The organism is Hathewaya limosa, from assembly GCF_030815255.1.
Lineage (GTDB): Bacteria > Bacillota > Clostridia > Clostridiales > Clostridiaceae > Hathewaya > Hathewaya limosa.
In genome coordinates, this window is sequence record NZ_JAUSWN010000030.1 from 1 (window position 1) to 21,227 (window position 21,227).

Consider the following 21,227-nt stretch of genomic DNA (forward strand, 5'->3'; position numbering starts at 1 on the left):
AATCTTATAGAAGGTAAAATATTATTAAATTTTCTATAAAACACAAAAAAACGCTGCCGCGTTAGTATAAATTTTTATGCTAATGCGACAGCCCCATTTATTTTACTTATGTAACCCGAATCCACTTATAATAAGTATATCCCAATCACTTTCATCGTCTTTAACCCATGTACATTGGATATCAAGTTCTTTTAACCACGCATTCAAGCCTCCACCTTTTTTACTTACATTTGGAGATTGTCTACCATAAACCTCTTTTATAGTTTCAAGTAATTTAAATTGATCATCTTTATATAACTTGTTATCTAGCATTTCCCTTATAATATCACAACATTCATCATAACTTTTATAATCTTCACTATATAATTCGTTAGCTAATAATTGTCTTTTTCTATTTAAGTCATCTCTTACAGTGTCAATTTCTTCTGTATTAGATAAATATTTCTTAACTAAATTTAAAGCTGCGATATCATTATCCATTTTTACTATTGTTTTTTCTAAATTAGAATTTCTCATGTTATATTCTCACTTTACTTTTATTATTTTTATCATTATTAATGACAATATGTCTATTATATCATTCTTTTCCTTCTAATAATCTATTTATTTTAAAATTCATCTATGTTCTTATTTTTATACTAAAAGTATTACATTGTTTTAACATATATTAACATAACCCTAATTATTCAGTGTATATATTGAATTCCCAGTTAACTTTTTTCCAAAGTTCGATCTATTAAAACATAAAAATAAATACAATAAAACCTATCACAAAAGCGATAGGTTTTATTGCATCTATATAATAGTTACGGTAATAACTTTATATATTATTTTGCTGTATAATGAGTATGTAATAACTCATGTGCCTTATTACTATTAGGTTTTTCTAAGAATTCATCATATGCTTGTTTAATCATAGGATTTTCATGTGCTTTTCTAATAGTTTTATTTGAATCCTCTGAATAGATTCCTTCCATTCTCTTCTTAATCATTTCAGTATCGGCTTTGATAAATGGTTGTCCTCCACCATTTATGCATCCACCTGGACATGCCATTATTTCTACAAATTGATATTTTGATTTTCCTTCTGCGATTTGATCCATAATTATTTTAGCATTTCCAAGAGAATTTGCTACAGCTACATTTACATCTTTACCATCTAATTTTACTGTTGTCTCTCTAATACCAGTAAATCCTCTAACCTCTTTAAATTCAACATTTTCTAGAGTTTTGCCATTTACCCACTCAAAAGCTGTTCTTAAAGCCGCTTCTGTAACTCCTCCTGTAGTACCAAATATTGTTCCGGCACCACTAGATTGTCCTAATGGATTATCAAACTCTGCATCTTTCATTTTCCTTAAATCTAATCCTGCTTCTTTAAGCATAGTAGAGAACTCTCTTGTTGTTATAACTATATCTACATCTTGAATTCCATCTCTACCCATTTCTTCTCTTCTTGCTTCATGTTTTTTAGCAACACATGGCATTATTGACACTACTACTATATCTTTAGGATCCTTATTTAACTTTTTAGCTAAATAAGTTTTTGCCATTGCTCCAAACATTTGTTGAGGAGATTTACAGCTTGATAAATGATTTAAATACTCTGGATATTTCTTTTCTATAAAGTTAACCCATGCTGAACAACAACTAGTTATAAGAGGAAGATTTTCACCATTTTCAAGTCTTTCCACAAGTTCTGTAGCTTCTTCCATAATTGTTAAGTCAGCTGCAAAGTTTGTATCATAAACTGCATCAAATCCTAATTTCTTTAATGCTCCAACCATTTTACCAGTTACGCTTGTACCAACTTCTAATCCAAATTCTTCGCCTAAAGCAACTCTTACTGCAGGAGCTGTTTGAACAACAACAAACTTATCTTTGTTATCTAATACGCTCCATAACTTATCATAATCTCTTGCCTCTCTTAAAGCTCCAGTAGGACATACAGCTATACATTGTCCACAATAAGTACATTCTGAGTCTTTTAAAGGTTTCTTAAAGAATGTACTTATAACTGAATCAAATCCTCTATCTACTGGTGTTAATGCATTAACTTTTTGAACATCATTACACATTGTAACGCATCTTCTACAAAGAATACATTTATCCATATCTCTAACTATTACCTTAGAACTATCATCTATTCCGTACTCTGATATCTCACCTTTATATCTATTTCTATCTACGCCTAAATCACCTGCTAGCTTTTGAAGTTCACAATTTCCATTCTTTTCACATTTTAAACAATCTTGCGGATGATCTGATAATAAAAGTTCTACTATAGTTCTTCTAGTATTTATAACTCTTGGAGAATGTGTTTTAATAACCATACCTTCTGATGCTGCTACAGAACAAGATGGTATTAACTTTCCTTTTCCTTCTTGCTCTACCACACAGACTCTACAAGTACCTTTACAATTTCTTGTGTTGTCATTACCCATATACATGTGGCAAAGGGTTGGTATATCTATGTTTATTTTTTTAGCAGCATCTAATATAGATGTACCTTTTTCTACTTCTACTTTTTCACCATTTATAACTAAATTAATCATATCCATTTTTCTTTCACCCCTATGCTACTTAATTGTTATGGCTTTAACCGGACAAGCATTAAAGCAAGCACCACATTTTATACACTTCTCTGTATCAATAACATGTTTTTCTTTAACCTTACCATCTATACATCCTACCGGACAACTTCTTGCACATTTTGTACACCCTATACAAGAATCAGTAATTTCATATGCTAAAAGACTTTTACAAACTCCTGCTGAACAATGTTTATTTTTAACGTGTTCTTCATATTCATTTCTAAAATATTGAAGTGTACTTAAAACAGGATTCGGAGCTGATACACCTAATCCACAAAGTGAAGTATCTGCTATAACATGACAAAGATTTTCCATATTCTCTAAATCTTCCTCAGTAGCCTTACCCTCTGTTATTTTGTTTAATAATTCTAAAAGTCTCTTATTACCTACTCTACAAGGTGTACACTTACCACAAGATTCATCTACAGTAAACTCCAAATAGAATTTAGCAACATCAACCATACAGTTACTTTCGTCTAGTACTATCATTCCACCAGACCCCATCATTGATCCTATATCAGTTAAAGTATCATATTCAATAGGTATATCTATGTAATCTTCTGGAATACATCCACCTGATGGTCCACCTGTTTGAATAGCTTTTAACTTCTTATCATCTTTTATTCCTCCACCAATTTCATAAATTATATCCTTTAGTGGAATTCCCATAGGTACTTCAACAAGACCTACGTTATTTATTTTACCTGCTAAAGCAAATACTTTAGTACCTGCAGATTTTTCAGTTCCTATTGAACTATACCATTTAGCACCTTTATTAATTATGGCAGCAATATTTGCAAAAGTTTCAACGTTATTTACACAAGTTGGTTTCTTCCATAATCCTTTTTCTGATGTACGAGGTGGTTTCATAGTAGGTTCTCCTCTTGAACCTTCTATAGAGTGAACAAGTGCTGTAGCTTCTCCACAAACAAAAGCTCCTGCACCATATTTAATTTTTATATCAAAATCAAAGCCTGTACCTAAAATATTTTCACCTAATAAACCTACTTCTTTAGCATGTTTCATTGCAATTCTTAATCTTTCAACAGCTAGTGGATATTCAGCCCTTATATAGATAAATCCTTCATGTGAACCTGTAGCATATCCACAAATAGCCATAGCTTCTAGAACACTATGTGGATCTCCTTCTAGGATAGCTCTATCCATAAATGCACCTGGATCTCCTTCGTCAGCATTACAAATAACATATTTTACATCTCCTGCTGCACGTAAAGCAGTTTGCCATTTTCTGCCTGTTGGGAAGCCCCCGCCTCCTCTTCCTCTTAATCCTGATTCTGTTATTTCATCAACAACTTCTTGAGGAGTCATTTCAGTTAGAACTTTACCAAGTGCTGTATATGCACCTGTTCCTAAAACCTCTTCAAAATCTTCAGGATCTATAACTCCACAATTTCTTAATGCAATTTTAACTTGCTTCTTATAGAACGGAATTTCATTTTTATTCTTAATTCTTTGCTTAGTTTCAGGCTCTTCATATAAAAGTCTTTCAACAACTTCATTACCAAGTATATGAGTTTTAACAATTTCTTCTGCATCATCTGGTGAAACTCTTACATAGAAAACGTTATCAGGGACAATCTCCATTACTGGGCCTTCTGAACAAAATCCGAAACATCCAGTCATGACAACTTTAGTTGATTCAGCTAGTCCATATTTTCTTAATTGTTCATTTAGTGCTTCCATAATTTTATATGAGTTAGCTGATTTACACCCAGGTCCACCACATATTAAAATTTGTCTTTCTTTTATATCTTTGTTGTGTTCAACATTTTCATTATTGTATCTTGACTTAACAAGTTCACTATACTTATCTTTAATTTCTAACAAACTTTTATAATTAGCTATTCTATCCATAAGTCATTATCTCTCCTTAAATTCATTTAGAACTTGGTCTACTTGTTCTTTTTCAAAATAACCATATACTTTATCATTAACAAGTACTACTGGAGCTATAGAGCATGCTCCTACGCATCTTAATACATCTAAAGTAAATTGACCATCTTCAGTAGTTTGTCCTTCTTTTATGCCAAGCTTTTTCTTAAACTCATCAAGGATGTCCCCAGCACCTCTAACAAAGCAAGCTGTACCTGTACATACACTAATAACATATTTACCTTTTGGTTCTGTAGTAAAATAAGAATAAAAAGTTACCACTCCATAAACCTTAGAAATAGGAATTTCTAATTTTTTTGCTACAAACTCTTGAACCTCTTCACTTAAATATCCATATAATCCTTGAGCCTTATGTAAAACAGCTATTAACGCTGATTCCTTATTGTTTTGATCTTGTTCTTCAATAAATTCTTGTAACTCTTTAAATTTTAAACACTCTTTACAGCCATTACACACTTTTTATCCCTTCTTCCTATAAACTAACTGATTTTAAATTAATCACTGATTAAATTTTAACAGTTTTAAATTTATTTTGTTTAAATTTAGCTTAAATTGATTTCCAACTGTATAGTTTAACTTTATTTTAAATTAAAATTTAATTTTATTAAAGTTTTTCTTTGTAATCTTTTTATTCAGATACGAAAACTACAATTTTCTCTATTATATCACTTTTTTGAATATTTGTTAATTTGCTTTGTGTTTTATTCTTAAATTATATAAGTCTAACTTTAAAAAAATATATAATTAGCCATATTATGTATTTTTTTTCGTATATTATTGCTATTTTTTTAACAATTAACTTTAAATCTTAAATATTATAAATGATTTATACTTTTATTATTTTAAGTAGTACTATGAAAATATACTATATTGTTAGATTATTTGTGAAATTTTTATTCTAATAAATTTCATAAAGTTTCAATTTCCTACTTATTATTTGTTTAGATAAAAGTATTTCATATTTTCACTTATAATTATTAATACAATTTCTTATAGTGCTTTGTTAAATTTTATTTTTATTAAAATTTACATTTTGTTAACATTTATATTTTTTATGCCTTTTTATTTTTATTGTTCTACTATATTTAGACCATTAACCTTTGTTAGTTTTTTCTTTAACTGGTCATGAATATTTTTTTATTTATAAAATTTATCTAAATGAAAAAGACAAAGAGATAATCTAATCACTCTTTGTCTAATAATTTTTATTATTTCTTTTTATCTAAGGTACTTCCTAATTTATCTAAAAGATTTGGTATAAAATTTTGACTATATCCAAACATTATTAAACTTAAAAACAATTTATAATTATTTTTATCAAAATCAATATCGCCAAAAATCATCTGTGATTTAATAGCTATAAATCCTATCTGTGCCATAATAACAGATAAAGCCATCATTTTCACTGCTTCTATTATCATTATTTTATTTTCTACTTTATAGTCTATCTTCAATTGATTTTGATTAACGGCTATAGATAATATTCCTCCAATAGGACCATATATTAACGAATAAGCTAATTCCTGTGACATAAATTCTAAAAAGCTACCTAATAAAATTGATATTATTGTAAATATAACACATGGCAAAATAAATTGAATTTTTTTGTACACTATAAGATTGTATTCTAAATGCATTTTTAATTCTTTTCCCATTTTTATTGCTTCTTCATTTCCGCTTAAATATGCAATTTTATAGATATTTGCGATATCTTGTCCATAATTTCTTCTTATATTGCTATTCAATGGTAAATTATTGATTTCCATTACTGTTCTTTCTACATCTACTATATCCTTCATTTCCTCATTCTTCATTTTAATTCTTACCTTATACTTTTCATCATAATATATGGTAAAATCCTTTGTTCTCATTAAAATTTCTGTTTTTCTTTGGTTCAAACTATCACAATCCTCAATTTTATTATTAATCATGATTGCCTCTAATTCTAAAGTTTATACTTGTTTATTTTCAAGCTGTATTTTACCTCAATATTATATTATGAAATACTGTTGATATTTGTACATATTAGTAGAAAAATATATTTCTTTAGGTTTTTTTATTTTATATAAATAGAATTTTACAAATAAAAAACATCATAATTATATGATGTTTTTTATTTGTACTCTTATGAATGATTGTTCATTTACTTTGCAAAAAAAATTATATGCCTTGTGTATCTGAATTTTCTTCCAGTACTTCTTTTAGATGTTTCTTATAAAACACAATGAAACATATTATAGTAGTAATTGCTGCCAATATATCTGAAACTGGCTCTGCTGTTAAAACACCTTGTAATCTATCTTTCATAAACATAGGAAGTATAAAAATTAATGGTATCAATAATGCTATTTTTCTAAGTAATGCTAATAGCAAAGAAATTTTAGCTTGTCCAAGTGCTAAAAAAGTCTGTTGACATGCTATTTGTGCTCCAAACAGGAAAATACCTGCAAAGTATATTCTTATACTCCATGATGTGATTTGTACTAACTCAGGTTTATTATTAAATATTCCTACAAATACTTTTGGGAATATCATAAGTCCAGCCCACATAATAGTCGTATATGCAATACATAAAGTAATTAATAACTTAAATGTTTTCTTTACTCTTTCTAAATTTTTAGCGCCAAAGTTATAACTTATAATTGGTTGAGCTCCTTGAGATAATCCTATAAGTGGAAGCATTACTATTTGCATAATACTACTCATTATGGTCATAGCCCCTACTGCTAAATCGCCTCCATACATTTGTAATTTATTATTCATTGTTATTAATACCAAACTTTCAGTAGCTTGCATTATAAATGGAGAAATTCCTAAGGCCATAATTGTTAACATTATTTTTGTATTAGGCATTAAATATTTTTTTCTAATTTTTAGGGTACTTTTCTTCCCAAATAAGAAAAATAAAACCCATATTGCCGATACACATTGTCCTAATACTGTAGCAATAGCAGCTCCTTTAACTCCCATATTAAAACTAAAAATAAATATAGGATCAAATATTATATTTATTAAGGCCCCTATCATTACTGTTATCATTCCTGTTTTTGCAAATCCTTGGGTATTAATAAATGGATTCATTCCCAATGCAATTTGAACAAATACTGTTCCTATAAGATAGATTGTTAAATAATCATTTGCAAAACCTATTGTTGCATTACTTGCACCAAAAACCCATAAAATTGGTTCTTTAAAAATCAAAAATATAGTTGTCAAAATTACAGCTAATATTATTAACATTGAAAAACTATTACTTAATATTTTTTCAGCACCTTTATTATCATCTTTCCCCATTTTAATTGCTGCTAAGGGTGCACCTCCCATACCAATAAGTGCACTAAAGGCAGATACTATCATTATAATTGGAAAAGCAACTCCTACACCTGCCATAGCTATTTCACCATTGGGTATTCTACCTATAAATATTCTATCAATTATGTTATATAGTACATTTACTAATTGTGCAATAATAGCAGGTGTAGCTAATTTGAATAGCAACTTACCTACTCTTTCTTTTCCTAAATCTGTAGTATTGCTAGCCATATTTTCATCTCCTTATATTCTAATTTTAAAATTATTATATAATTTAATACCACAATATATTATTCTAATATATTCATTCTAAATTATAAACTCATTTTAATAGATTATAAGTTAACATATTATGAATTGCTTATTTATCTTTCAATTAATCCAAATTTCATTTTAATTCTTTCTAACTTGGCTATCCAAGATTCAGATAATAAATATAGAAATACAACAGTAGCTATTCCATGTGTAAAATCAAACCAAAAACTTGAGACATATAGCATAGCAAACATTTTCCAGGAAATTTCATTAATAAAACCTGTAGCGGCCCAAATATTCATTATCCAACCAAAAAGGAAACCTGATACCATTCCATAAACACATAACTTCCATCTTTTATTTAATATCTTGAATTTAGATAATACTCCTGCTAAAAATCCTATAGTCCCCCAAGCAAACATCTGCCAAGGAGTCCAAGGCCCTTGTCCAAAAAATAAATTAGACGCTATAGCTGTAATAGTACCTGTTAAAAATCCTGATTCTGGTCCAAAAACAACTGAAGTTATTATTATTATAGCTGTTGTAGGTTTAAAGCTAGGTATAGGGGCAAAAACAATACGCCCTATAGCTGCTATAGCAGCCATTACTGCAAGTGGTACCCATTCTCTTGCTCTTGGTTTTTTCATTTCAAATAACATAAAAAAAGGCAACATTGATAAGACTATAAATATAATACTAATTAAAGCGTAATTTCTATTATCATATAATGAATATAACAATAATAATAATGGAAAAATGACTAATATAAAAATAGTTGATATCTTTAATCTTTTACCAATCTTACTGTTTTGCATATCTTTACCACATCCTCACAAGTTATTGCATCACTTACAATATGTCTTATCATCCTATTAGCGGCAGTAGTATAAAAATTATTATTTGCAAAAAATATTTTTGGAATATCCTCTGATACAATATTTCCATCGAAAAACAATGCACATCTATCAGAATATGTTGCACTAAATTCTATATCATGAGTTACCATTATAATAGACATACCTTTATTTTTAAATTTTATTAACAATTCCCCTATTTCTTCTTTTGAATAAGCATCCAAACCTTTTGTCGGTTCATCTAATAATAGAATTTTAGGTTTTAAAAGCATTATTTTTGCCATTGCTGCCTTTTGCAGTTCACCTCCACTAAGATCATATGGATGTTGCTCTAACAAATGTTTTATTCCAAATTGTTCAGATATTTCCATAACATTTTTTATCTTTTCCTCTTTATTCAATTTAGAATAAGTATAAATTTCTAACAAATCTTCCTTTAGGGTATTAAAAACAAATAAAGATTGTGGATTTTGAGGAAGTACAGCCATATTTTCTTTAAATAAACTTCCTCCTTTAAACTTATTTATATCTTTATTATTAATTAATATCTTACCTTTAATTGCCTTTAGTTGATTAGACATAATGCACAATGTAGTAGTCTTTCCTGCTCCATTACCCCCAAGTATAGAATAAATCTCATTTTTATATACTTTAAGTGAAACATCTCTTAAAATAGGTTCACAAATTTTATCATATCTAAACCAAACATTCTTTAATTCAATTGCTACTTCTCCTTTTAAAACTTCATTTTTTTTAATTTTACTTGCTTTAAAAAAATCTTTATTTATAATCTTGTTGATCCATTTTTTTCCTTCTCTTATAGTAAGAGGACATTCATCTCCAAATTCAATTTCTTTATATATTCTTACTGGTGTTGGTAAAGATTTAGATATTTTTTGTTCTTTATCTTTTATACCTAATTCTTTAATTACGTCTTTAGGATTAGCACAACATAATATCTCTCCATTTTCCATGACTACAACTTTATCTGATATAGGAAATATATCTTCTAGCTGATGTTCAGTTATTATAATAGTTGTTCCTAAATCCCTATTTATTTTAAATATAGTATCTAAAAAATCTTTTGAAGCTATAGGGTCAAGTTGAGATGTAGGTTCATCTAAGATAAGTAATTTAGGTTGCATAACCATTATTGCAGCTAGATTCAATAATTGTTTTTGTCCTCCTGATAATTCGTTAATATTTTTTCTAAACCAAGTTTGGATTCCAAAATAACTTGCCATTTCTGCAACTCTTCTTCTTATAGTAGGAGAATCCATTCCCATGTTTTCCAATCCAAAAGCAAGTTCATGCCATACCTTATCTGTAACTATTTGAGTATCTGGATTTTGCATGACATATCCAATTTCACAAGAAGTTTTTAATTCATCATATTCATATATATTTCTACCATAATATTTAATATTGCCTTGTCTATCTCCAAAGGGTGTAAGTTCGGGTTTTATGTGTCTTAATAATGTTGTCTTACCACACCCCGATTGTCCACATATAAGCACTAATTCTCCCTCTAATATATTTAAATTTATATCTTTTAAGGATTTTTTATTTTGATTTGGATATGAAAAATTAAGATTTTCTATTTTAATGACTTCCATTTAATTTCCTCCCTTAATTCTAAAAAGATAGGCAAACTATTTATTATAAGAAATGCTATATACATTAATATAGATAATTTATCGAACTTGATACGAGCCATTGTAGGGTAAAACCTTAAATTCCCAATTCCAACACCATATCCTATGAAACAAATTATAACTACTAAAATTATAAAGCTTAACATAATTCCATCTTGTTTAGTAAATTTAAAAATGGTAAAAGTAGTTCTTTTACCATATCCATATCCTCTTGCCTTCATAGAATCGGCGGTTTGAACTGCATCTTCTAATGCCCATGTAACTAGAATAGATAGTACTCTCATACAACTTTTAACTTTCACCATTAGCTTTCCACTATTACAATCTAGTCCCACAGTTCTCTGTGTCTCCGTTATAACTTTAGTTTGATGTACTAATTTTGGTATTAGTCTTAATGTCATACTTATCATTAAAGCAATAGAAGGCATTATTCTTCCAAAAATATATATAAGCTTATCAGACGTTATTATTACATTATATACATTAAACCACATTATTATAGAAAGCATCATAGACGCAGAAATTATGCCATACATTATAGATTCTAAAGTTATTGGATTTCCTCTTAAATAAAACAGTATAGTAGCCCCTTTATGAGAAAAAATAGGATTAGCAATTGCTATCATAATAAACATAGGTAACCCAAATAGAATATTAAGTTTTAAAGCTTTTTTGCCATTTAGAATTAATGCATAAACTATAGCGCTTATTAAAGAAATACCTATAAATATTGGATGTTTAAATATCATTGTAAAAATTATTATTATGGTAAAATAAGAAAAGCTAACTATAGGATGATAATCTGAAAAAACACTGTTCATTACCAATTTTTCTCTCCTTTAACGTAATAACTTTTTTATTGTCCTAAATCTTTTCCTAAATCACAAGTATATTTCCATTCAACTACATCACCTGATTTAACTTTATATGCCCCACACCCATAATTAGGATACCAATTGTTTACACAATATTTCCATCCACTTAAATCACCACAATCCATTTCATATAAGTTATCGATGCCTTTAATATATATACTTTGTCCTCCTCCTGAGAATTCCATGTGAATTTTCTTTTGCATTATTACCTTGTGTAATACATCATATACTGTATCCCCATCTTTTATTGAAATCTTCATTTTAGGTAATATTATTCCATTTGATGGAAGGTGTGTAAAACCATCTTTTTTATTTACCCCTTTATTTATAGCTGTTCTACATTCAATAGAAATAGTACATATATTATTTTTTTCTTTACTTTTTTCTTTAATATTTTTATTAATATTTGTAGTTTTTTTAGTTTCTTTACTATTATTAATACTTTTTTTATTAGAGTCATCTTTTAAATTTTTATCTATTAATTTATTCTTTGAATCCTTAACTACATTTTTCTTAATTTCTTTTTTTATTTCAGTAGATTTTTTATCACTACTTTTCGTAGACTTTTCCTCTTTAGATGTCTTAATCTTATTTTCTTGTTTAGATTCGCTTTCTTTATTTACTGAATTATTATTCTTAGAGTCATTATTTTTTATATCTTTATTGGTTTTGGTTACATTTTTTTCTCCCTTTATCCCAATGTTAGGTAAATCTGATTTTGGTGCACAGGCTACAAAAGAAAAAATTAAAATAAACATTAATAAAATATTAAACAGCTTTTTTTTCATTATTATATCTCCCCCTTCATCTTATAATGAATTTATAATTAAACATAACAAACAAGCAAAATTTTTAATAAAATATTTTGCTTGTTTGTATGCTTATTATATATATCGTTTATAAATTAGATTTTAATTAGTTATTTGTTATAAAAAGATATTTTTTATACTAATTATTTATAGTGAATAGTATCACATAATTCAGTTAATTGTTCTACAGTATCCCATACAAATACTTTTACTGTATATTTACCTTTACTTGGAATATTTAATTTTGTTTCTAATTCTCCTTTTTCATTTCTTTCGAAAATCTTAGAAACTTTATCCAACTTTATAACTTTTCCATTTTCATCATATAATACTTCTATAACTGTAACTTCTTGTTTTTGTTCTTTACAATTACTAACTTGTATAACATTTTTTATTTCTTTATTATTTTCAACTTTTGTTACTTTATTTATGTTTTTTACTACAACTTTACTTTTCAATTCTTCATTTGTTTTTTCTTTACCTGGACTAGTAACTTTAAGCGTTTGTCTTACTACTTCCGGATTATCATTTCCTTTAAATATCTTAATTAAATACTCTTGCTTTTTATCTAAGTCTATAATTACTTTTCCTTCTTTATCGGTTTTAAATTTTCCTAAACCATCAACGGCAAAAGTTACTCCTTCTATTGCTTTATTTTTTAAAGCATTTTTCACTTCAAATATAAACTTATTTTCTTTTTGTTCTATTTTAATTTTAGGTATTACTGTCAATACATCTTCATCTGTATACGTTGACATGTAGAATACTAATTCTTTGATATCACATATACCTTTATCTTTAGACATATGTTTAAATGCATCAACCCCCACAGTTGGTGATTCTATATTGCCATTATTTCTAACTACATAATAGCACCAACCTGCTTCAGTTTTTTGAGTTTCTCCTAATATTGAAGTTATAAAATATCCCATACCTAATTGTTTTTTTCCTTCAATATTTTTTTCTCCAACAGCCTGTCTTAGAATTTCTAACGGTGTTGTTTCTGTATCAAAATTATAATTTAAAACTTCATCATATAAAGTTTTATTTAGTCCTTCAATTCTTACGTTAATATCACAACTATGTTGATCAACTACAACTATTTCAATAGCTTGTCTTACTTTTTCTCCATCTACAATTGCTATAATTTCTGCTTTTCCTGGTGCTATACCTTCAATCTCATTTTTCTCATTATAAACTTTTACTACTTTTTCATTACTACTTTTCCAGTTAACTACTTTTCCACTTTGAACTTCATCTAAGGTATTTATAACTTCACTAGTTACAGATACTTTCTCCCCTACTCTTAATCGTGATTTTTCAGGTATAATATTAATTTTTTTAACTTCATTTTTAAATAAATTTAACTGTATACTATCTTTGATTTCTTCACTTGAAGTATTGACCTTAGCTATAATATTAACCGTACCAGCTCCAAACACTTTAACTAATCCGTCTTGAACTGTTGCTTTAGAATTATCGGAACTCTCCCAAACAATATTACTATTAATTAATAAATTTTTATTTTTATCATATACATTGGCTTTCAATGCAAGTTGATCCCCAATTAGAAGTTTATCCTTTTGTATAGAATTAATTTTTATATCACTAGCTTCACCTAAATTTATAGTGGGTGTATCCTTTTTTAATCTATTAAACATAGATTCATTTTCAACTAAGTCAGTTAATGCAGCGAATACATAATAAGTTGATTTATAATCTAATCCTAATTTCTCATCACTTTTAGAAAATCCCCAGTTAATTGGCTTATCGTCACCAGAATACTTAGACATCATCAAGGAATCTAACATTGTTTTATTATTTTTGATCCATTCTGTAGATGTTAATGGATTTATTCCATTTAATATAAGTCCTTGAATTACACTACTTGTAGCAACAGGATTGTTTTTAAAATATCCATTGCCTAAATTAAATCCTCCATCTTCATTCTGTTTTTGCTTTAAAAAAGTTATAAGTTTATTAATAGCATCCTTTACCCCATCTACATCTTTATAATTAGCTAGAGCTGTTAATATAATCCCCTCGACTCTTGCTTCTTCATATCCTATAACCTTCTTATATTCTTCATTATTCACTAATTTTACTAGTGCTTTAACTGCCGATTCATTATCATATTTAGCTCCTGCCATATCTAAAGCTAAAATACAATATGATAAAATATCCGCTCTATCTTTATCACTACTATAAGTATTTATAAACTGTCCCTTACTATCTCCAATTGACATCTCATACTTTATTAGCTGATCAACACAATTAACACCTTTAAAATTTCTTGGATTTAGATCGGCACCTATTAACGCAATTACACTTCTTGATAAATTAAATACTGAATCTAAGCTTTGGTATTCATAAATTTTATCTTCAATGATGTTCTTATCAACATTAGCTATATTAGCAGCCGGTGATGCTAAAAATTCATAAGAGCCATATGCCTCAAAGTGTTTTTTCAAAATCTCTATTTCTTTATTAATTATTTCTTTTTGTTTTTCATTTAATCCACAATTTTTATTTATATTAATTGTGAAAGTTGCACTAATATCTTTATTAGATTTAACATAGACTTTAACATTTGTTTTTCCTACTTTTTTAGATTGAAACTTTCCATTTTCTAGATGTACTATATCATCATTTGAAATTTCCCAACCTAGCTCCTCATCTTTTATAAGAAGATTGTCCTTATCAAAAACTTTAGGCTCTACCTGAAAACTATCTCCTACAGTTATTTCTTTTAGAATATCACCAAGATCTATCTTAAAAGGTTCTAATTTTGATGTATATTTTAAAGTTAAATATCCTGAATTATCTTCTTTTAAATCTGTAAGTGCAATAAGTACTTCTTTCGTATTTATTTCCGCTCCATCTCCAGATGCTTTACTATTGGCCTTAAATCCCTTTTCTGCTTTTGCTGATAATAATATTTCTAATAGATTTTTCCCATTGATATTCCATTCTGTTGATTTTAATGGATTTTCACCAAGTGCCACTAGTCCCTGTATCAATCTAGAAGTAACTACAGTACTATCTTCCTGATCACCAAAACAAAAATCTTGTATAAATCCTGTCTTTTTATTTTGGTTATCTTTAAAATAACTTTTTATTCCCTGTATAGCTTTTTCTACACCGGATATTTCTCTATGATTAGCTAGTACTACTAAAGATAATGCAGTGGCTCCTACATTAGGTTTGAATACTTCTTCAAACTCTCCAAATCCATCATCTTCTTCCTCCGTAACTCCAAGCACCAACTTACCACCTTCATCATTTAACATGTTAATTAATTTTCTTATAGCTCTTTCTTGATCATATTTAGCTTCAGCCATATCTAAAGCTAATATTGCCTTAACAAGACGTTCTGGTTTTTCACAATCGTAAATATCCTTTATTTCTTTAAGTGTCTTAGATACATAATCTATATTTTTATAGTTTCTAGGGTTGTTACCTGATGCTATAATTCCTATTATATTCCTTGTAAAATTATAAAAATCTCCATTAGTATAAATATCATAGTTTTTTTCTATGTCACAAGGTATAACCCCTGCCCTCCTCAATCCAAAAGCTATTGTACTTGGATCTAAAAAAGTACTTTTTCCATTTTTTGTTAAATTATTTTTGCATTCATTTATCTCACTCTCTAATAACTCATTTATATTTTTTTCTTTTGCAAAAACGTTAACTATAGAAATACTACTAAAAATATTTATAAAAACCATAGTAAATACTAAAAATATTGCTAATATTCTTTGTTTTTGTCTATTCATAACTTCTCCTTCTCATTTATAAAATTATATTTGTATTATTCTAAAATTAATTATTTGTCTATTTCAAATGTAGGAATATTAACTTTACTTCCACCTTGTAGCTTAATAATCCCTCTATATTTTCCTTTATCTAAGTTAAATTTTAATCTATCATCCTTAGAACCTAATTTTAAATCATTAATATAAGCAATATTGTCATGAACGTCAAAAATAATTAAACTAATTTTTTCAAATTCCTTTGCATTTTCAAAAATCACTTCTCCACCATTGTTTTTATCTATAGTAGCTTTTATATAATCAATTTTTATTTCTATTTTTTGGGTTTTATCTTCCTTATTTTCAGTCTTGTCTTCCTTATTTTCAGTCTTGTCTTTTTCATCAACATCAGGTTTAGGTAAATGATTTAAAGGTCTTAAATTTTTATAAGCATTAGTCCCATATTTTTTAAATCCTAAAGCCATTAGAACCTGTTGAGTTGCCATTCTATTTCCTTCATCTTCTTCTAAAACATGTTTAAAATATCCACTTGGATGCTTATAGTCCATAATATTTTGTAAAATATTTTTATTATTTACTTTATACTCATTTATGTCATTATTCAAACATACTGAAGCCATTAAAATCTGAGCTAAACTCTCTGAATTCTGTTCATTTTTATACTGGTCTAATCTAGCTAATGATTTTTTTAAAAATTGATCTCCTTTAATCATTATTGAATCACTTGAATCCTTACCAGCAATATCTAAAGCACATATAGCCATAGCAGTTAAATCCGGAAGTTCCTCACTTGTATGCATTCCTTTTAATAATGCAAATCCCCCATCTTCTTTCTGCTCTTTTATTAAATAATCTATAACATCCTGCTTATTATAATCTTCTTCTAAAATTTCTAGAGTTAACACTCCCCATAACTCTGCATTAATATGTTTATCTTTTTTATTAACCATGTCTCTAAGTTTTTCAACAAGGTTTATTCCATGAAATTTATAAGGGTTTTCATCACATGAAAGAATAACCAAAGTAGATTTAACATAATTCAAAAGACTATAATTATTTCCTTGTGATCTAAGATCATTATAAACATTATTTAATATATCTTGTTTTTTATCTTCTATTTCATTTAAAACCTTATCAGCTCTTAATACTTTTAAAGTTATTATATCCCATTCACTAAATTCGTTACTACTTTTAATACTTTCTACTGTTTCTTCAATAAGCGTATCTACATCAACTTCTTGCCCTACCTCTTCTTTATTTTCTTGCTTGTCTTTATCTTTTTCTTTACTTTCTTCTTTTTCTTTGTCTTTTTCCTTATCCTTATCTTTTTCTTTACTTTCTTCTTTTTCCTTGTCTTTTTCCTTATCCTTATCTCTTTTCTTACTTTCTTCTTTTTCTTTGTCTTTTTCCTTATCTTTATCTTTTTTCTTACTTTCTTCTTTTTCCTTGTCTTTTTCCTTATCCTTATCTTTTTCTTTACTTTCTTCTTTTTCCTTGTCTTTTTCCTTATCCTTATCTTTTTTCTTACTTTCTTCTTTTTCCTTATCTTTTTTCTTATTCTTATCTCTTTTCTTACTTTCTTCTTTTGGTTTATTATTTTCCTTCTCTATATAATTTTTATTATTATTTTTGTATTTAGATCTATTTATCTTATTTTCAACTAGCTTGTCTTTATTTAATTGATAACTATTATTTTGTTTTTTTGCAATACTTTTTATGTTTATTTCATTCTTACCTTTATTGATATTTTTAGATAATAAAGTATCATCAGATTTAATGTTCTGATCTTTAGATTTTTGTTCTAATGATTCTTTAACCTTTTTTTCTCCTTTATCTTTAGATTCCTTCTCATACAAAGATTTTGGCTTTATATCTTTCTCTTGATCCTTAACATCTTTTTCTTTTTTCTTAGAATCATTAATTTTTTTACTTTGATTTTCAAGTCCATTGGTTGCTACATCTTTTTTAGTATTTTGATATATCCATAATCCTCCAACCACAACTAAAAGAATAACTATAATTATACCAACTCTTTTTTTCTTCATCTTTGCCTCCTTAGTTTATATATTTTAATTATTAAGTTGAAAATTATTAACTTTCAACTTAAAGGTCTTAAAATAAATTACATTAAAAATACATGTTTTTTGTAATTTTAAGTAAATTCCCAATATTTTTTGAAATTTCAATATATTTTTTTTATAAAATATTTATACTAAAATAAAAAAAATTCCCATTTTAAATAGGGAATTTCAAAATCTGAATTAAGCCAAAATATGTTATTATAAGCTTTCTTTTATTCAAACGACTATTTCCTTCCCTCCGAAGGATCACTTCTACCTGTTTAGGCAGGTCTCCTGACTTAAGTATCATTCTCCCTTCTTACCTTCCCATTTTCACAGTGGTATTTTCAAGAAGTTCGTCCACTTTCACAGTAGCGGGGGCTGTAGTGGAATTTAACCACTTTCCCTTTTAATTTTTTATAACCTAAACATACATCTTATTAAATTATCGTTTTTATTGTAACATTCATAATATTAATTTTCAACAAATTATTTTAAATTTAGTACCTATTCAGCATTATTTTTTAGGTTTTTAATCACTTATCTATTTAAAATAATATTTTTCAAAAAAAAACACCTTTCATATATAATTAATATGACTTTTTATACAAAAAAACCGATTATTACATGTTGTAGTAATCGGTTTGTATATTATTTATCTATTCTTTATATTAATTAAGCATTGTAGTAAAGACTTTGTGATGGGAATTCTGCATCACATGTTACATCTATACCAAGTTTTCTAAATGTTTGCTCATCGTTTGTAGTTAAAATTGTAGTTGAATGAGCTTGACATCCTTTTAACATTGGTAATTTTTCAAGTGCTACTTGTGCAATCGGATTTGTAGCTGCACATATACTAAGAGCCATTAAGATTTCTTCACAAGTTAGAGCTACCATCTTATTATCTAATGTTTTTGACTTTAAATTTGTAATCGGCTCTAGTATAACTGGAGATATTAGATGAATTTCGTCAGATATATTAGCAAAGTATTTAACAGCATTTAAAAGTGCTGCCGCTGTAGAATCCATTAATTGTGAACTCTTACCAGTTAATATTGTACCATCATGAAGTTCTATAGCCACTACTGGACATATTTCATTTTTATTGCCCATTTCTTTTAATTTATGTGAGTAATCTCTCCCAGGAGCAACAACTTTTCTATCTTCCTGTTTTAGGTTAAGTCCTTCCATAATAAGTTTTACTCTTTCAAAAGTTTCCTTATCTACATAACCTTTTTTATACTCGCAACTTGTTTTAAAGTATCTTCTTATTATTTCTTGTTTAGATGCTTCTTTAACCACTTCATCATCTATAATACCAAATCCAACTCTATTAACACCCATGTCTGTTGGTGATTTGTATATTTCTTTTCCAGTAATTTTTTCTATAATTCTCTTTATTACTGGGAACATTTCAAGATCACGATTGTAGTTTACTGCTACTTCGCCATAAGCATCAAAATGGAATGAATCTATCATGTTAACATCTTTAAGATCTGCTGTAGCAGCCTCATATGCTATATTTAATGGATGTTTTAGTGGAACATTCCATACTGGGAAAGTTTCAAATTTTGAATATCCCGCTACCTTACCTTGCTTATATTCATGATAAAGTTGGTTAAGACAAGTAGCAAGTTTTCCGCTTCCTGGACCTGGAGCTGTTACAACAACTATTGGTTTAGTTGTTTCTATGTATGGATTTTTGCCATATCCTTCATCACTTACGATTGTATCTACATCAGTAGGATATCCTTTAGTTGATTCATGTTTATAAACCTTTATACCTCTACGCTCAAGTTTGTTTATAAATACAGTTGTTGCTGGCTGTCCACTATATCTTGTGATTACAACACTATTTACTTCTAAATCATAGCTTCTTAAATCGTCAATTAGTCTTAAAACATCTACATCATATGTAATTCCAAAATCGCCTCTTATTTTATTTCTTTCAATATCACCTGCATATACACAAATAATTATTTCAACTTTTTCTCTTAATTTGTGTAATAATTTGATTTTTGCATTTTCATCAAATCCAGGTAAAACTCTTTTTGCATGAAGATCAAATAAAAGTTTTCCCCCAAATTCTAAATATAACTTATCATAATTATTTACTCTTTCCAAAATATACTTTGATTGTTCTTCTAGATACTTTTCATGATCAAATCCTATTTTCATCTTATCTACCTCGCTAACTAATAAACATACATTATATTATTGCACACTTTTAATTTTTAGTAAAATACATTTTTAAGAAATAAAAGGTTTTTTTAACCTGAGTTTTAATAAAAAATCTTTTAACTTTTTAGTTTTAAAATAACTATTATAATTTATCATCTACTGCACATATTAAGTTTATACATTAATTTAATGGAGGAATTAAATATGAATCTAAATTTTTCTAATAACAATAGTTGTTCTTCTAGAACAGCATATGTTTTAACCCCTCTTCCTTATGCTTATAATGCGTTAATACCCTCTATTGATACTGAAACTGTAACCATTCATCATGATAAGCATCAACAAGCATATGTAGATAAATTAAATATTGCTGTATCAAAACACCCTGAACTTTTTCAAAAAGGAGTATTTGATTTACTTTCAGATTTAAATTCTTTACCTGAAGATATAAAAAAAGATGTTATAAACAATGGTGGTGGTGTTTTTAACCACGAGTTCTACTGGAGTATCCTAGGTAATGAAGAATTAAATCCTAACAGCAAATTATCTAAGGCCATTACAAGAGACTTTGGATCTATGGCTGCTTTTACCGATGCCTTCACTCAAACAGGAATAAGTACATTTGGTTCTGGATGGACCTGGCTTATAAGTGACACTAATGGTAAATTATCTATAGTATCTACAAGCAATCAAGATTCTCCAATTTCACAAGGTAATATTCCTATTTTAACTATGGACCTTTGGGAACATGCTTATTATCTTCAATATCAAAATAGACGTCCTGAATATATAACTAATTTCTTTAAAGTAATCAATTGGTGTAAATGTGATGAATATTATAGTAGTATATAAATTTTAAAACTAAATGGGCTATCTCAAAATAGAAATAAAATTTCTAGAGCGAGACAGCCCTTTTTTTCTTTAAAAAAGTATTATATC

General features: G+C 27.6%; 14 protein-coding genes and 1 riboswitch. Of the genes, 1 reads left to right on the forward strand and 13 read right to left on the reverse strand.

What is annotated here, in order from left to right; genetic code table 11:
* Positions 1 to 102: 102 nt before the first annotated feature.
* The 13 genes from QOZ93_RS12810 to QOZ93_RS12870 form a co-directional block, all read right to left on the reverse strand.
* Positions 103 to 516 (reverse strand): hypothetical protein, encoded by a 414-nt coding sequence (locus tag QOZ93_RS12810; RefSeq protein ID WP_307357029.1) that lies wholly within the window; start codon positions 514 to 516, stop codon positions 103 to 105.
* 311 nt (positions 517 to 827) lie between these two features.
* Positions 828 to 2,561 carry an NADH-dependent [FeFe] hydrogenase, group A6 gene (locus tag QOZ93_RS12815; RefSeq protein WP_307357032.1) on the reverse strand — a complete coding sequence of 578 codons (1,734 nt, stop codon included), beginning with the start codon at positions 2,559 to 2,561 and terminating at the stop codon, positions 828 to 830.
* A gap of 18 nt (positions 2,562 to 2,579) precedes the next feature.
* Positions 2,580 to 4,469, reverse strand: coding sequence for an NADH-quinone oxidoreductase subunit NuoF (locus QOZ93_RS12820; RefSeq protein WP_307357034.1), 1,890 nt, complete (start codon positions 4,467 to 4,469; stop codon positions 2,580 to 2,582).
* A 6-nt stretch (positions 4,470 to 4,475) separates the two neighbouring features.
* Positions 4,476 to 4,964, reverse strand: a complete 489-nt coding sequence (nuoE, locus tag QOZ93_RS12825; RefSeq protein WP_111941138.1) for an NADH-quinone oxidoreductase subunit NuoE — start codon at positions 4,962 to 4,964, stop codon at positions 4,476 to 4,478.
* A gap of 752 nt (positions 4,965 to 5,716) precedes the next feature.
* Positions 5,717 to 6,439 (reverse strand): hypothetical protein, encoded by a 723-nt coding sequence (locus tag QOZ93_RS12830; protein ID WP_111941136.1) that lies wholly within the window; start codon positions 6,437 to 6,439, stop codon positions 5,717 to 5,719.
* A 229-nt stretch (positions 6,440 to 6,668) separates the two neighbouring features.
* Entirely contained in the window at positions 6,669 to 8,051 is a 1,383-nt protein-coding gene (locus tag QOZ93_RS12835) for an MATE family efflux transporter (protein WP_307357038.1), read from the reverse strand.
* Positions 8,052 to 8,185: 134 nt separating this feature from the next.
* The gene (locus QOZ93_RS12840) at positions 8,186 to 8,890 is read right to left on the reverse strand and encodes an ECF transporter S component (RefSeq protein WP_307357041.1); all 705 of its coding nucleotides are present in this window, start codon (positions 8,888 to 8,890) and stop codon (positions 8,186 to 8,188) included.
* The gene (locus QOZ93_RS12845) at positions 8,860 to 10,545 is read right to left on the reverse strand and encodes an ABC transporter ATP-binding protein (RefSeq protein WP_307357045.1); all 1,686 of its coding nucleotides are present in this window, start codon (positions 10,543 to 10,545) and stop codon (positions 8,860 to 8,862) included. Before QOZ93_RS12845 ends, QOZ93_RS12840 begins: the two co-directional genes overlap by 31 nt.
* Complete coding sequence (locus tag QOZ93_RS12850) at positions 10,527 to 11,405, reverse strand: energy-coupling factor transporter transmembrane component T (RefSeq protein WP_307357048.1); 879 nt, start codon at positions 11,403 to 11,405, stop codon at positions 10,527 to 10,529. Before QOZ93_RS12850 ends, QOZ93_RS12845 begins: the two co-directional genes overlap by 19 nt.
* A gap of 35 nt (positions 11,406 to 11,440) precedes the next feature.
* Positions 11,441 to 12,247 carry a DUF4430 domain-containing protein gene (locus QOZ93_RS12855; RefSeq protein WP_307357051.1) on the reverse strand — a complete coding sequence of 269 codons (807 nt, stop codon included), beginning with the start codon at positions 12,245 to 12,247 and terminating at the stop codon, positions 11,441 to 11,443.
* Between the two features lie 164 nt (positions 12,248 to 12,411).
* Complete coding sequence (locus QOZ93_RS12860) at positions 12,412 to 16,047, reverse strand: Ig-like domain-containing protein (RefSeq protein ID WP_307357054.1); 3,636 nt, start codon at positions 16,045 to 16,047, stop codon at positions 12,412 to 12,414.
* Positions 16,048 to 16,097: 50 nt separating this feature from the next.
* Positions 16,098 to 18,089 (reverse strand): prenyltransferase/squalene oxidase repeat-containing protein, encoded by a 1,992-nt coding sequence (locus QOZ93_RS12865; protein WP_307357056.1) that lies wholly within the window; start codon positions 18,087 to 18,089, stop codon positions 16,098 to 16,100.
* A 282-nt stretch (positions 18,090 to 18,371) separates the two neighbouring features.
* A riboswitch (cobalamin riboswitch) is annotated at positions 18,372 to 18,547 on the reverse strand.
* Positions 18,548 to 18,779: 232 nt separating this feature from the next.
* Positions 18,780 to 20,285 carry a DUF1846 domain-containing protein gene (locus tag QOZ93_RS12870; RefSeq protein WP_307357059.1) on the reverse strand — a complete coding sequence of 502 codons (1,506 nt, stop codon included), beginning with the start codon at positions 20,283 to 20,285 and terminating at the stop codon, positions 18,780 to 18,782.
* Positions 20,286 to 20,492: 207 nt separating this feature from the next.
* On the opposite strand from QOZ93_RS12870, the gene QOZ93_RS12875 reads away from it, so the two are divergent.
* Positions 20,493 to 21,140 carry a superoxide dismutase gene (locus QOZ93_RS12875; RefSeq protein WP_307357062.1) on the forward strand — a complete coding sequence of 216 codons (648 nt, stop codon included), beginning with the start codon at positions 20,493 to 20,495 and terminating at the stop codon, positions 21,138 to 21,140.
* Positions 21,141 to 21,227 lie beyond the last annotated feature (87 nt).